We start from the raw sequence: 14,334 nt of genomic DNA, 5'->3' as shown, positions 1-14,334 counted from the left end.
CTATCGTGTGCGCATGACTTCTCTGCCGGGCGACACCGCCGCCGCCTACGACGTGACCGCGCGGCTGGACACCGACTACTACGCCGTGTTCGCTGACATCCCCGCCGCCGACCGGGCGGTCTGGGACCGCGCGAAGGCCTACGTCGACGAGGTCGGCGATCGCATGGTCGCCGCCTGGGACGACAGCTCCTACCCGCTGGATCTCGTCACCCGTCTGGGCGAGCTCGATCTGTACAACGACGGCATCGACCACCCTCGACTCACCCACTTCTCCCCGCTGGCCGCGGGCCTGGTCAACATGGAGGTGTCGCGGGGCGACGGCTCGCTCGGCACGGTGATCGCGGTGCAGGGCGGCCTCGCGCTTCGCACCCTCGCTCTCTTCGGATCCGCCGAGCAGCAGGAGCGGTGGCTCGAGCCGCTCGCCCGCGGCGAGGTGCTGGGCTCCTTCGCGCTCACGGAACCCGATCACGGATCCGACTCCGTCTCGCTCGAGACCGTCGCTCGGCGCGATGGCGACGAATGGGTCCTGCGCGGCGCGAAGAAGTGGATCGGCAACGGTGCGTCCGGGGGCATCACGTTCGTGTGGGCGCGCGTGGACGACCCTTCCGCCGACGAGCACGGCGCGGTGCGCTGCTTCCTGGTCCCGCAGGACACCGCGGGCTACACCGGCACGGTGATCGCCGGCAAGGCGTCGCTGCGCGGCATCCACCAGGCGCACATCGCGCTGGACGACGTGCGCCTGCCCGCGGATGCGGTGCTGCCCGGCGCCCGCAGCTTCAAGGATGCGTCGACGGTGCTGTACTCCACCCGCTCCGGCGTGGCGTGGTCGGCGCTCGGCCATGCCACGGCGTGCTACGAGGCCGCGCTGTCGTACGCCCAGCAGCGTGTGCAGTTCGGCAAGCCCCTCGTGAAGTTCCAGATGGTGCAGGAGCGGCTCACGCAGATGCTCGACGAGCTGACGGCGATGCAGCTCTACTGCCGCCGCATGGCGGATCTCGAGACCGCGGGCGCACTGCGACCCACCCAGGCCTCCCTCGCGAAGTACCACAACACCCGCGCCGCACGCCGCATCGCCCAGACCGCGCGCGACCTCATGGGCGGCAACGGCATCCTGCTCGAGAACCGGGTGATCCAGCACATGGCCGACATCGAAGCCATCCACACCTACGAGGGCACCGAGAGCGTGCAGGCGCTGCTCATCGGACGCGACGTCACGGGCACCGGCGCGTTCGTCTGAGCGCCCTGTCGCCCCGGCATCCGCGCGTCAAGACGCAGACGCCGGTCGGATGCGGCCGATACGGTCGTCGCATGGGACTGTTCCGCCGCGCACCGCAGGAGGTGACGCTCACCTCCCGCGAGGTGGAGCTCACCGCACACCGGGCTCCGTGGAGCCTCTGGGGCGACGCCTTCGGACGCCTCGCAATCCGCGGACTGCAGATCATCGTCATCGTCGCGATCCTGGCCGGGGCCATCTGGGGCATCCGTCAGGTCACGGTCGTCGTCATCCCGCTCATCCTCGCGCTCATCTTCGCCTCGGCCTTCGCGCCGGTCATGACGTGGATGCGGCGCCGAGGCGTGCCGTCGATCCTGGCCACCCTCCTGACGCTCCTCACCGTCGTCGTGCTGCTGACCGGGCTCGGGTGGCTCATCGTGTGGGCGATCCGTGACCAGTGGGACGACCTGTCGTCGCAGGCGCAGGGCGGCTTCCAGCAGCTGCTCGACTGGGTGCGCACGCTGCCGTTCGCCCCGACCTCGGCGCAGATCGACGACTGGATGGGGCAGCTGGGCGACTTCGTGACGAGTGCGCAGTTCGGTAGCGGCGCTCTTGCGGGAGTCAGTGCCGTCGCGAACTTCGTCACGGGTCTCGTTCTGATGGTCGTGATCCTCTTCTTCTTCCTCAAGGACGGCCCGCGGATGTGGGAGTTCCTGCTGCGCCCGTTCCACGGCGCCTCCTACGTGCGCGCGCGCCGTATCGGCGACAAGTCGGTGCAGGTGCTCGGGTCCTACGTGCGTGGCACGGCGGCGGTGGCGTTCGTGGACGCGGTCGGGATCCTGATCGGCCTGCTCATCCTGCAGGTGCCCTTGGCGATCCCGCTGGCGGTGCTGGTGTTCCTGCTCGCCTTCATCCCCATCGTCGGCGCCGTGACGGCGGGTGCACTCGCAGCGCTCGTGGCGCTGGTGGCCAACGGGCCGGTCATCGCCCTGATCGTCGTGGGCGTGGTCGTCGCCGTCAACCAGCTCGAGGGCAACTTCCTGCAGCCGGTGCTCATGGGCCGGTCGATGAAGCTGCACTCCTTCGTCGTGCTCGTGGCGCTGGCCGGCGGCACCGCGATCGGCGGCATCCTCGGCACGCTCCTCGCCGTCCCGCTGACGGCTGTCGTCTGGGGCATCATCCAGGTCTGGGACGGCCCCGACACCCCGGCGAAGTGGGCGAGGCCCAAGAAGCGCGAGCGGCAGGTCGCCGCGGGCGAGAAGACGGCCTGAGGGCTCACCATGCGCTACGACATCCCGGCCCCCATGCTTGCCAAGGCCGTGAAGGACGTTCCGGATGCGGCGGGCTGGAGCTTCGAGCCCAAGTGGGACGGCTTCCGGGTGCTGGCCGCGTGGGACGGGGAGAGCGTGGAACTGGGATCGCGCGGCGCGAAGCCGCTCACCCGGTACTTCCCCGAACTGGTCGAGGCGCTGCCGCGCGTGCTGCCGGAGCCGTGTCTCATCGATGGTGAGATCGTGATCCCGACGGGTCCTCGGGGCGCGCAACGGCTGGACTGGGAAGCTCTGAGCCAACGCATCCACCCCGCCGCCTCCCGGGTCACGAAGCTCGCCGACGAGACGCCCGCCCTGCTCATCGCCTTCGACCTGCTGGCGCGCGGCGACCGCGATCTGCGCGATGCTCCGTTCGCCCGCCGTCGCGCCGAGCTCGAGCACCTCCTTGCGGGCGTCGAGCCGCCGGTGCACCTGACCCGCACGAGCGACGATCCCGCAACCGCCCGACGCTGGCTCGCGGAGTTCGAGGGCGCGGGTCTCGACGGTGTCGTCGCCAAGCGTCTCGACGACGCCTACCAGCCGAACAAGCGCACCATGCTGAAGATCAAGCACGCGCGCACCGCCGACGTCGTCGCGCTCGGCTACCGCATCCACAAGAGCGGTGTCGGCGTCGGATCGCTCCTCGTCGGCCTCTACGACGACGACGGCACGCTGCGCAATGTCGGCGGCGTCTCGGCGTTCACGGATGTGCGACGCCGGGAGCTCGTCGACGAGCTGGCTCCCCTGGTGGTGCGCGACGAGTCGGGCGACGCGGTGAGGGGTGAGACCGAGCGGTCGAGATTCGCCGCATCCAAGGACGTCTCCTTCGTGCGCCTGCGTCCGGAACGGGTGCTCGAGGTGCGCTACGACCAGCTCGAGGGGATGCGATTCCGTCACACCGTGCAGTTCGAGCGGTGGCGCCCGGACCGCGATGCACGCTCGTGCACCTTCTCGCAGCTCGAGCAGGTGTCGGCCTACGACCTCGGCGACGTGCTCGACTGATCGATCACTCCTCCGAGCGCGCGCGACTGGGCTGCACGCGCGGCGGCTCGCCGGGCATCTTCGGGAATTCGGGCGGGAACGGCAGCTCTCCGAGGCCGTCGTCGAGGTCGCGCTGCCACCACTCGAGCAGCGTGTCGATGCGTCCGGGGTTGCGGGAGATGTGCTCCCACGGGTCGCCGATCTCCGCGAGGCGGCGCGGCACGGTGCGCACGGTGAAGGCGTGGGGATCGACCGTCGGCAGTTCGTCCCACGAGATGGGGGTGGCCACCGTGGCATCGGGCAGCGCCCGCGGGCTGTAGGCGCCGGCCATCGTGCGATCGCGGTTGGTCTGGTTGAAGTCCACGAAGATGCGCTGCCCGCGCTCCTCCTTCCACCAGTTCATCGTCACCCGTTCCGGCTCGCGCCGGGCGAGCTCCCGGCCCGCGGCGATCGCCGCGTGGCGCACGTCGAGGAACTCGTGCGTCGGCTCGATCGGACAGAAGAGGTGGATGCCGCGGTTCCCGCTCGTCTTGATCCAGGACTCGAGGCCTGCCTCCGCGAGGACATCGCGCATGAGAGGGGCGATGGCAGCCGCATCCGAGAAATCCGTACCGGGTTGGGGGTCCAGATCGATCCGCAGCTCGACGGGTCGATCGGGGTCGGCGGCGAGCGAGGCCCACGGATGGAAGACCACGGTGTTCATCTGCACGGCCCACACCAGCGCTGCCGGCTCCGTGAGCACGACCTGCGGATGGCTGCGCCCGCTGTTGTAGGTGACGGTGACCGCATCGACGTAATCCGGGGTGCCCTTGGGCGGGTTCTTCGAGAAGAACGCCTCGCCGTCGATGCCGTCGCGGAACCGCTCGAGCGAGACCGGACGGTGCCCGTTCGCCCGCAGGAACGGTTCGGCGACGGCGAGGATGTAGTCGACGAGCTCGCGCTTCGTGATCCCGACCGCCGGCCACACCTCGCGGGACGGACTCGAGACGGAGATCTCCCGGTCGCCGTCGGGCCCGGGGACGATCACGGTGGTGCGTTCGCTCGCCATGACCCGACCCTAGGGGCGCACGCTCGCACCCCGCATCCCCTTGCGCACGGGATATGTGCGCCCCATGGATGAGGGTGTCAGGCGCCGAGGGCGAGCACAGGCGCGAGCTGCGCGCGGCTGAGACGGATCCAGGGCCCGGCGGGGTTCACGATCACCCCGGAGATGCCGTCGTCGGAGCGCAGCGCGCGGGCGAGCTGTTCGGGCGTGACCTTGGCCGGCTGATCTCCACGACCGAGGGCGACGAGCTCCAGCGGATGGGAGAAGAGCTCGAGGATGCGCTCGCCCTCCGTCGTGCGGAGCTCCGCGATGCCGATGCGGTCGCCTTCGCCGCGGCGGGCGGCGACCCATACCGGCGCGTACGTGAGCGCGTCGGCGATGTCGCCGGCCGTCTCATCGGTGCGGTCGGCGGCGAGCAGGGTCTTCACTGCCAGGTGCGGGTCGAGGTCGGCGAGAGCCTTCTCGATCAGGGGCTTCGGCAGGATGGCGGAGCCGGGACGCGACGCGTGGTCGACGGCAATGCCGCCGAACTCGCCCGCGACGATCTGGCGCAGGAGGCTGATGACGGGCTGGGCCAGAGCAGAGGTGGACGCGTCGCCGTCGGCGCGCACCGCATCCTGCAGCGCTCGTCCGCTGGAGTACACGAGCATGTACTTCTGCTCCTGGTACGTGATCACCGAGGTGGGCAGATTGTCGCCCTTGGCGAGGAGTTCGCGGGCGTCGCCCTGCACGCGGATGTAGACGTGCCCCTGCAGCAGCTGACGTGCGACGTTCATGAGCTCGATCGGCTGCGCCTTCTCGGGCAGCGCTGCGAGTGCGTCGCGCAAGAGGACGTTGTCGCGCAGACCCGGCACGGTCTCGAGATCTTTGGACGCCTCGGCAGCGGGAGAAGCGAGGTGCGGGGGCCTGGCGGCGGCCATGGCAGAAACGCCCTCCGGCAGGGCGGGAGCTGCGTCCGGTGTCCGGTTCTCACCGAAGGTGCTGACCGAGATCGGCACGTGGGGGACGTTCTCGGCGGGCGCCTCCGGGGTCGCCTCGGGCGCAGCGGACGCGGCCGCATCCCGTTCGGGTTCTTCGGAGGGCTTGGGTCGGCGCGAGAAGAGTGCCATCGGGCCAGCCTAACCGCGCGGCGCCGCGCGCGCCGGGGTGTGACTCAGATCTTCTCGATCGGTGCGATCTTGATCAGCAGCTTCTTGGCCCCGGCGCTGTCGAAGCGCACGTGCGCGATGCGCTTGGCCCCCTCGCCCGTGACCGCGTCGATGCGTCCTTCGCCGAAGTCCTCGTGCCGGATGCGGTCGCCCGCCGCCAGCTCGAGCTCGCTGTTGTCGCGCACCTTCGCGGGGATCTTGTTCGCGAAGCGCTCGAGCGAGGTCGACTTGGGCAGCAGCGGCGGGTTGTCGTCGCGGCGCGAGCCCCACCCGCCGGGACGGCGGGCGTTGAGGGCGCGCGACTGCGAGCCGCCGCGCGAGTTGACGTCGCCGGGAGACTGGCGCCAGTCGATGAGCTCGGTCGGGATCTCCTGCAGGAACCGGCTCGGCATCGCGACCGTGACCTCGCCGAACTGCGCGCGGGTCATCGCGAGGGTGAGGTGGAGGAGCTTGCGCGCCCGGGTGACGCCCACGTAGAACAGGCGACGTTCCTCGGCGGGGCCGCCGGGCTCGTTCGCCGAGATACGGTGCGGAATGAGGTCTTCTTCGACCCCCGTGAGGAAGACCGCGTCGAACTCGAGACCCTTCGCGGTGTGCAGCGTCATGAGGGAGACGGAACCGGACGCGTCGTCGAGGTCGTCCGCGTCCGCGACCAGCGCGACCTCGGTGAGGAAGTCGCTGATGGTGCCCTGCGGGTTGTTGCGGGCGAACTCGCGCGCCACGGCGACGAACTCGTCGAGGTTCTCGAGGCGGGCCTCGTCCTGCGGGTCACGGCTGGCACGCAGCGCGTCGGAGTAGCCGCTCTTGCTCAGCAGCAGCGACAGCGCCTCGGCGACCGCGGTGGGCGGCGCATCCTGCCCTTCGGGCAGCAGCAGCGCCGTCGCCTCGATGAGCACCCGGTCGAGCTGCGCGATCGCCGCCTGGATCTTCGGTCCGACGCCCAGCGCCTCCGGCGAGGCGAGGGCCTCGCGGAAGGTGATCTGGTTGTCCTCCGCGAAGCGCGCGATGGCCGTCTCCGTGACGTCGCCGATGCCGCGACGCGGCTTGTTCAGGATGCGGCGCACCGCCATCTCGTCGGCGGGGTTGGCGACGGCGATCAGATAGGCCAGTGCGTCCTTGATCTCGGCGCGCTCGTAGAACTTCGTGCCGCCCATGATCTTGTAGGGCAGCGCCGACCGGATGAAGATCTCTTCCAGCGCACGGGACTGCGAGTTGGTGCGGTAGAAGACGGCGATGTCGGAGTAGGCCGTGCCTGCGCGGTGGATCTTTTCGATCTCGTCGGCGACGAACTGGGCCTCGTCGTGCTGCGAGTAGCCGGTGAAGCCGACGATGAGCTCGCCCGCACCCACATCCGTCCAGAGCTTCTTGTCCTGTCGGTCGAAGTTGTTGCGGATGACCGCGTTGGCGGCGGAGAGGATGTTCTGGGTCGAACGGTAGTTCTGCTCGAGCAGCACGACCTTCGCGCCCGGGAAGTCGCGCTCGAACTCGCTGATGTTGCGGATGTCGGCGCCGCGGAAGGCGTAGATCGACTGGTCGGAGTCGCCCACCACGGTGAGGGATGCGGCCTCCACCTCGGGCGCCTTGTCGGGCTCGAAGATCATCATGCCGCCCGCGGAATACGATTCCCCCTCGCCCGACACAGGGCGCGTGAGCTCACGGATGAGCGAGTACTGCGCGTGGTTGGTGTCCTGGTACTCGTCGACGAGGATGTGGCGGAACCGGCGGCGGTAGGTGTCGGCCACCTGCGGGAACGCGCGGAAGAGGAAGACGGTCTGCGCGATGAGATCGTCGAAGTCGAACGCGTTGGCCCGGCGGAGTGCGCGCTGGTAGTCGCCGAAGACCTCCACGAACACCCGCTCGGCGGGGTCGCTCATGTTCGCCTGACGCGCGTACCCCTCCGCATCCTGCAGCTCGTTCTTGAGCTTGGAGATGCGGCTCTGGACGGCGGCGGGCGTGAGACCGAACGCGTCGGCCTCGTGCTCCTTCACAAGCCGCTTGATGAGCGCCCGCGAGTCGCCGGAGTCGTAGATCGTGAATGAGCTCGTGAACCCGAACTGCTGCGCCTCGCGGCGGAGGATGCGCACGCACGCGGAGTGGAAGGTCGAGATCCACATGCCGCGCGCACTGTCGCCGACGAGTTGCTCGACGCGTTCGCGCATCTCGCCCGCCGCCTTGTTGGTGAAGGTGATGGCGAGGATCTGGCTCGGCCACGCCTCGCGCGAGCGCAGCAGCGAGGCGATGCGGTGGGTGAGCACGCGGGTCTTGCCGGAGCCGGCGCCGGCGACGATGAGCAGCGCCGGCCCACGGTAGATCACGGCCTCCCGCTGCGGGCCGTTGAGGCCGGCGAGGAGGTCGGCGTCGGGACGTGCGGAATCGCCGGCGGGGCGAGCGCCGTCACCGCCGATGATGAGGGGCGTGGAGGCGTCGGTCATGTCCCTCCAAGTCTAGGCGCGACCGCCGACACCCGCCCGGGCCAACGGTCGCGCCTGCCCTTTCGGCAGGGCTACCCGCGCCGGAGCTGCGACATCTGCACGGCCGATCACGGGCGGGTCGCCACATCCGCCTCAGCCCGCAACACCAGCCCCACCGATCGTGCAGATGTCGCAGTCCGCGCGGCGCCGAGGGCCGTGCTCCGCCCCCGCGGTCGCGTGACGCGGTGACGCACAGGGTCATCTTGCGACATCCACTGGCGCGGGTCGGAGCCCCGGGTTAGCGTCGAGGCATCGCGGCGATCCGGGTGGTCCCGGGCTCCGGTTCATACCCGGAAGCGTTGCGGGTTCGACTCCCGCCGTCGCGTCCACTTTCCGGGCCATGAGCATCGATACGACCGAGAACGGATGCGCAGGAATGCTCCCGCTCAGACGGCCCGGATCCCGTCGAGGACCACAGCGAGCAGAGCGCTTCCCGTCTCGAGCGTGACGGGTTCGTGTTGCGCGAGGACGACATAGAGCAATCCGCCGATCAATGCGAGGGCCGCGGCGTCGATTGACGCATCCGCTCGAATCTCGCCCGTTTCTTGACCAACCCGCAGCCGTGCGATCACGGCGTCGCGCTCGGGCCCCGTCAGGCGGCGGTAGAGCTGCGCTGCGGTCTCGGCATCGTCCGCCGCGGCCGCCGCCAACGCGCGGATCAACGATGCCTCGTGCGAGGTGGCCCAGGAGGCAGCGCGCTCATCCAGCCAGTTCCGCAGGTCGGACGCGATGTCCGCCGTATGGGGCACCGGCGTGGTCCGCGGCGACACGACTCCCTCCAGCGTCGCGGCCGCGACGAGCGCGCCTTTCGAGGGCCAGCGTCGGTAGATGGTCTGCTTGCCGACGCCCGCTCGCTGCGCGACGCCTTCGATGGACAGTCGGTCGTATCCGACTTCGGCGACCAACGCCGCCGCAGCCTCCAGGATCGCTCTGTGAGCCTTCTCGCTCCGCGGCCGTCCGACGCGCCGAGGAACTCCCGAGACCGACCCGGCGGTCTCGATCGGGCCGCTTCCCGACTCGTGATTCACAGCCCCAGCTTATGAGCGGGAGGACTACGATGATCGATTACGAGACGCTCGTCTCGTAATCGCTGATCCAAGGAGTACACGCATGATCGAGTCGAGTGGAATGCCAGTACTGGTCGTCGTCGGCGTCGGCGGCATGGGCAGAGCAATCGCCCGTCGACTCGGAAGCGGAAAGCGAGTACTTCTGGCGGACTTCAACGAGGCGGGACTGAATGCGGTCGCCGCAGAGCTACGCGGTGACGGCTTCTCCGTGGAGACCCGTGCGGTCGACGTGTCCGACGCCGCCTCGGTGCGGGCGCTGGCCGCGACCGCGGCGGAGATGGGCCCCATCATGCAGCTCGCGCACACCGCAGGCCTTTCCCCTGTGCAGGCATCTGCCCCGGCCATCATTGCCGTCGACCTCGTCGGGGTCGCGATGACCCTCGACGCCTTCGGCGAGGTGATCGCCCCCGGCGGCGCGGGCGTGGTCATCGCCAGCATGGCCGGCCAGCTGGCGCAGATCACACCCGAGCAGGATCGCGCGCTCGAAGAAACTCCGACGGATCGCCTGGGCTCATTGCCCTTCCTTTCGGGGATCACCCCGACGGACGCTTACAGCTTCGCCAAGCGCGCGAACCAGACCCGCATGCACGCGGCCAGCGTGACCTGGGGTCACAGGGGAGCCCGGGTCAACACGGTGAGCCCCGGCATCATCTCGACCCCGATGGGCCAGCAGGAACTGGCCGGCCCCGCGGGTGACGGGATGCGGGCGATGATCGAGGGGTCGGGGACGGGCAGGATCGGCACGCCCGATGACATCGCCGCCGCCGTCGCTTTCCTCCTCGGACCGGATGCCACATTCATCACCGGCACGGATTTGCTCGTAGACGGCGGTACCGTCGCGTCGATGCGCGCCTGACGAGCGCAGACGCGCCCCGCCCGCCCCTCAGCCCTGCCGCCCCTTGAAGCGCGGATTCAGCTTGTTGATGACGAACACCTTTCCGCGCCGACGCACCACCTGGGCGCCGGGCTGGTTCTTCAGGGATTTGAGCGAGGCACGCACTTTCACAGCGACTCCTTATTGATAATGGTTCTCAACAACAGGTTATGCTGGGTGCTCCGCCCGAGCAACTGGAGAGGACCGGCATGGAATCGATCCCTGTCGCCGTCACCGGGGTGTGCGCACCCGAACGCCACCTTTTCGCCGAACGTGCCGCCGCGACACTCGGCCGCCGCCTGGTCTGGGCGTACGGCGGACCGAGGCACACGACGTCGCATCGCCCCCAGGGCTTCTGGGCCGGCGGGCGCGACGAGCTCGCGCTCTTCGACTGCGCGACCGACCTCGACCCGCTGCACTTCAGCGGCGCGTTCGACATCCCGCCCGTGCTGGTGTGCGTCATCGACGCGCCGCACATGATCCAGGACCTGCGCGACGGCTCGGCGCTGCGCGACGACGCGCCGCCGGGCGACGACCGGGGCGACCACGGCGCCCGTGCGCGGCAGGCGGCGGCTTTCATCGAGAGTGCGCACCTCATCGCCTTCGTCAACTGGGAAGGCGTAGACACGGCGAGGCTCGCGATGCTCATGGCGCTCGCCTCTCACCTCAACCCCCTCGCCCGCATCCGTCTCACACGGGAGCCGCACGAGGATGTGCGCGCGGCGCTCACGATGGACACCGGCATCCCCGCCGGCGAACGCGCCGGATGGGTGCGGATGCTGGACGACGAGCACGATCCGCACATGACGGATCGCCGCGTGACAACCTTCCGCTACGAGCAGCTCCGCCCCTTCCACCCGGAGCGCCTCGTTCGCGCGCTCGACGACGAGATCGACGCCCGCCGCTGGGGACTCGTCCTGCGCTCGGTCGGCTTCTGCCGCCTGGCGACCCGCCAGGGCATGCTCGCGCGCTGGGAACAGGTCGGCTCCGCCATGTGGCTCGACCCCCTCCACACGCGCGACGCCTACAGCTGCATCGGGCAGGAGATCGCCATCACCGGACTCGACCTGAACGCGGGCGCGGTGGCGCGAGCACTCGACGCCGCCGCGCTGACGGATGCGGAGATGGATGCGGGCCCCGAAGCCTGGGAGCGGTTCGCCGACCCCCTGCCGTCGTGGCCGGTCCAGGCGTGATCAGAGCGCGCGGAGGATGTCCTCCACGCGCTGCTTCGCGTCTCCGAACAGCATCTGCGTGTTCTCACGGAAGAAGAGCGGGTTCTCGACGCCCGCGTAGCCGGATGCCATCGAGCGCTTGAAGACGACGACCTGGCGCGCCTCCCAGGCACGGATCACCGGCATCCCCGCGATGGGGCTCGAGGGATCCTCGGCTGCGGAGGGGTTTACGGTGTCGTTGGCGCCGATCACGAGCACGACCGAGGTCTGCGCCAGGTCGTCGTTGATCTCGTCCATCTCCAACACGATGTCGTAGGGCACCTTCGCCTCCGCGAGGAGCACATTCATGTGTCCGGGCAGGCGCCCGGCGACGGGATGGATGCCGAATCGCACCTCGATCTCCTTCGCCCGGAGCCGTTCGACGAGCTCGGCGACCGGGTACTGCGCCTGCGCGACGGCCATGCCGTACCCCGGCACGATCACGACGCTGTCGGCGTCGGCGAGCATCTCGGCCACCGACTCCGCATCCGTCTCGCGATGCTCGCCCGCCTCGGCGGCCGGTCCGGATGCGGTCGGGGCGCCGAAGCCACCCGCGATCACAGCCAGCAGCGAGCGGTTCATCGCTTTGCACATGAGGAACGAGAGGTACGCACCGGACGATCCCACGAGAGCACCGGTGATGATCAGCAGGTCGTTGTCGAGGAGGAATCCCGCCGCGGCTGCGGCCCAGCCGGAGTAGCTGTTGAGCATCGAGACGACCACGGGCATGTCGCCGCCGCCGATGGAGGCGACGAGGTGCCAGCCGAGCGCCAGAGCGAGGACCGTCACCGCGACCAGCAGCACGAGCGTCGGGGTGATGACGTACCAGACGGTGAGTGCGGCGAACACGAGCAGCGCGCCGAGGTTGAGCACGTTGCGCCCCGGCAGCATGAGGGGCTTCGACGGCATCCGGCCCGAGAGCTTGAGGTACGCGACGAGCGACCCGGTGAAGGTCACCCCGCCGATGAACACCCCGACGAACACTTCGCCGTGGTGGATGTCGCGCAGCGCGCCGGTGAGTCCGCCGTCGTGCAGGTGCCCGTTCCAGCCCACGAGCACGGCAGCGAGGCCCACGAAGCTGTGCAGCAGAGCGATGAGCTCGGGCATACCGGTCATCTCCACCGACCGGGCGCGCCAGAGCCCGATCGCCGCTCCCCCCGCGACCGCTGCCACCAATAAGGGAAGCCCGAGGGCTGCGGCACCGGACGAGAACGCACCCGTGACGGTGACGACGACCGTCGCGACCAGGGCGATCGCCATGCCGGCGATGCCGGATGCGGCGCCGGCGCGCGCCGTCTCATGACGGCTCAGCCCCGCCAAGCTGAGGATGAAAAGGAGTGCCGCGACGAGGTAAGCGGCACCGGCGACGGCGGCAGCGGTCATCGGTTCGTCCCCTTCGAGAACATCGCGAGCATGCGACGGGTGACAGCGAAGCCGCCGAAGATGTTGATGCTCGCCAGCAGCACGGCGGCAGCGGCGAGGATCTGCACGACCGGCTCGGGGACCGTGAGCTGTGTGAGCGCGCCGACCACGATGATTCCCGAGATGGCGTTGGTCACACTCATGAGCGGGGTGTGCAGAGCGTGATGCACCTTGCCGATCACGTAGTAGCCCACGACGATCGACAACGCGAGCACGGTCATGTGCTGCGGGAGCGGGGCAGGTGCGAAGGTCACAACCGCGAACGGGGCGAGCGCGGCGAGCGCGAGCAGCAGGAGCTTCCGCCCGCGCCGCGGCGGCGGCGGTTCGGCGACGGATGCGGCCGGCGCCGGCGACGCGACGGGTGCCGCGGATACGGCGACGGGCGGCGGCGGCCAGAGCACCTCGCCTCCCGCAGCCACGGTCACCGAACGCTGCACGACGTCGTCGAGGTCGAGGACGAAAGCGCCGTCCTTGCCGGGCGTGAGCAGGCGCAGCAGGTTGAGCACGTTCGTGCCGTAGAGCTGCGACGACTGTGCGGGCAGGCGCCCCGCCAGGTCGGTGTAGCCGAGGATCACGACGCCGTTCTCGGTCACCACGCGCTGATCGGCGACCGAGCCCTCGACGTTGCCACCGTGCCCTGCGGCCATGTCGACGATCACGCTGCCCGGCCGCATCCCGGCCACATCCGCGGCCGTGATCAGCCGCGGCGCGGCGCGCCCGGGGATCAGTGCGGTGGTGATGACGATGTCGACCTCGGCCGTCTGCGCGCTGTAGAGCGCCGCCGCGGCACGGTCGTACTCTTCGCTCGTCGCGCGGGCATAGCCGTCGCTCGAGACCGTCTGCGCGGACACCGTCACGGGGAGGTACTCCCCGCCGATCGAGCGCACCTGGTCGGCGACCTCGGGGCGCGGGTCGGTCGCGCGCACGATGGCGCCGAGGCTGGATGCGGTCCCGATGGCCGCGAGGCCCGCGACACCCGCACCGGCGACGAGGACCTTGGCCGGCGGCACCTTGCCCGCAGCGGTGACCTGACCGGTGAAGAAGCGACCGAACTCGTTCGCCGCCTCGACCACCGCGCGGTAACCGGAGATGTTGGCCATCGAGCTGAGGACGTCCATCGACTGCGCGCGCGAGATGCGGGGGATCGCGTCCATCGCGAGGGCCGTCACGCCCTGCGCCGCCAAGCGGTCGACCAATGCGGGGTTCAACGCCGGCGAGAGTTGCGTGATGAGCACCGCGCCGGAACGCAGCCGCGCGATCTCGTCCTCCCGCGGTGCGTCGACGCCGAGCACCACGTCGGCGCCCCACGTCTCCCTTGCGTCTCCGATCACCGCGCCCGCGTCGCGGTAGGCCGCGTCGGGGAACGACGCGCGCGAGCCGACATCCGCTTCGACGACGACCTCGTAACCGAGCGCGATGAGCTTGCCGACGGTCTGCGGGGTGGCGGCGACACGGTTCTCACCGTCACCCTCCGAGACGATGCCGATGCGGGTCATGGGGCGACTCCTCGTGCGGGGGCGGTGGGGACGCGGCGGGCCGCTGCACTCATCCGAGCATGCGGACCCCGGTTCGCACCAGCATCACGACCGTGC

The 14,334-nt window shown here is 69.9% G+C and carries 12 protein-coding genes and 1 tRNA gene; 6 read left to right on the top strand and 7 right to left on the bottom strand.

All coding sequences use genetic code 11. The features are described from left to right. The first annotated feature begins 13 nt into the window (after positions 1 to 13). From PQV94_RS03615 to PQV94_RS03605, 3 genes are all read left to right on the top strand, one after another. A complete protein-coding gene (locus tag PQV94_RS03615) occupies positions 14 to 1,237 on the top strand; it encodes an acyl-CoA dehydrogenase family protein (protein WP_274287436.1) in 1,224 nt (407 codons plus the stop codon). A gap of 71 nt (positions 1,238 to 1,308) precedes the next feature. Beyond that, a complete protein-coding gene (locus PQV94_RS03610) occupies positions 1,309 to 2,484 on the top strand; it encodes an AI-2E family transporter (RefSeq protein WP_274287435.1) in 1,176 nt (391 codons plus the stop codon). A 9-nt stretch (positions 2,485 to 2,493) separates the two neighbouring features. Then, positions 2,494 to 3,525 (top strand): ATP-dependent DNA ligase, encoded by a 1,032-nt coding sequence (locus PQV94_RS03605; RefSeq protein WP_274287434.1) that lies wholly within the window; start codon positions 2,494 to 2,496, stop codon positions 3,523 to 3,525. Positions 3,526 to 3,529: 4 nt separating this feature from the next. Here the strand turns inward: PQV94_RS03605 and ligD are convergent, their stop codons facing one another. From ligD to PQV94_RS03590, 3 genes are all read right to left on the bottom strand, one after another. Continuing rightward, on the bottom strand, positions 3,530 to 4,552 hold the full coding sequence (gene ligD, locus PQV94_RS03600; RefSeq protein ID WP_274287433.1) for a non-homologous end-joining DNA ligase: 1,023 nt from the start codon (positions 4,550 to 4,552) through the stop codon (positions 3,530 to 3,532). Positions 4,553 to 4,629: 77 nt separating this feature from the next. Then, the gene (locus PQV94_RS03595; RefSeq protein ID WP_274287432.1) at positions 4,630 to 5,658 is read right to left on the bottom strand and encodes an SseB family protein; all 1,029 of its coding nucleotides are present in this window, start codon (positions 5,656 to 5,658) and stop codon (positions 4,630 to 4,632) included. Between the two features lie 44 nt (positions 5,659 to 5,702). Then, a complete protein-coding gene (locus PQV94_RS03590) occupies positions 5,703 to 8,129 on the bottom strand; it encodes an ATP-dependent helicase (RefSeq protein WP_274287431.1) in 2,427 nt (808 codons plus the stop codon). A 292-nt stretch (positions 8,130 to 8,421) separates the two neighbouring features. On the opposite strand from PQV94_RS03590, the gene PQV94_RS03585 reads away from it, so the two are divergent. Then, positions 8,422 to 8,497, top strand: a tRNA-Met gene (locus PQV94_RS03585). Between the two features lie 57 nt (positions 8,498 to 8,554). Here PQV94_RS03585 and PQV94_RS03580 read toward each other — a convergent pair. Continuing rightward, entirely contained in the window at positions 8,555 to 9,196 is a 642-nt protein-coding gene (locus tag PQV94_RS03580; RefSeq protein ID WP_274287430.1) for a TetR/AcrR family transcriptional regulator, read from the bottom strand. 82 nt (positions 9,197 to 9,278) lie between these two features. Between PQV94_RS03580 and PQV94_RS03575 the strand changes: the two genes are divergently transcribed. After that, positions 9,279 to 10,091, top strand: a complete 813-nt coding sequence (locus PQV94_RS03575) for an SDR family oxidoreductase (protein ID WP_274287429.1) — start codon at positions 9,279 to 9,281, stop codon at positions 10,089 to 10,091. A gap of 27 nt (positions 10,092 to 10,118) precedes the next feature. Here the strand turns inward: PQV94_RS03575 and ykgO are convergent, their stop codons facing one another. Continuing rightward, complete coding sequence (gene ykgO / locus PQV94_RS03570) at positions 10,119 to 10,241, bottom strand: type B 50S ribosomal protein L36 (protein WP_137416250.1); 123 nt, start codon at positions 10,239 to 10,241, stop codon at positions 10,119 to 10,121. 77 nt (positions 10,242 to 10,318) lie between these two features. Between ykgO and PQV94_RS03565 the strand changes: the two genes are divergently transcribed. After that, a complete protein-coding gene (locus PQV94_RS03565; protein WP_274287428.1) occupies positions 10,319 to 11,302 on the top strand; it encodes a GTP-binding protein in 984 nt (327 codons plus the stop codon). On the opposite strand, the gene pntB is transcribed toward PQV94_RS03565, so the two are convergent. Together pntB and PQV94_RS03555 are read right to left on the bottom strand one after the other, a co-directional pair. Further along, a complete protein-coding gene (pntB, locus tag PQV94_RS03560; RefSeq protein WP_274287427.1) occupies positions 11,303 to 12,703 on the bottom strand; it encodes a Re/Si-specific NAD(P)(+) transhydrogenase subunit beta in 1,401 nt (466 codons plus the stop codon). Continuing rightward, complete coding sequence (locus PQV94_RS03555; RefSeq protein ID WP_274287426.1) at positions 12,700 to 14,238, bottom strand: Re/Si-specific NAD(P)(+) transhydrogenase subunit alpha; 1,539 nt, start codon at positions 14,236 to 14,238, stop codon at positions 12,700 to 12,702. Before PQV94_RS03555 ends, pntB begins: the two co-directional genes overlap by 4 nt. Positions 14,239 to 14,334: the final 96 nt, after the last annotated feature.

It is taken from the genome of Microbacterium sp. Clip185 (assembly GCF_028743715.1).
Lineage (GTDB): Bacteria > Actinomycetota > Actinomycetes > Actinomycetales > Microbacteriaceae > Microbacterium.
The sequence above is the reverse complement of the archived record's forward strand: the minus strand, read 5'-3'. Positions and strand labels throughout refer to the sequence as shown.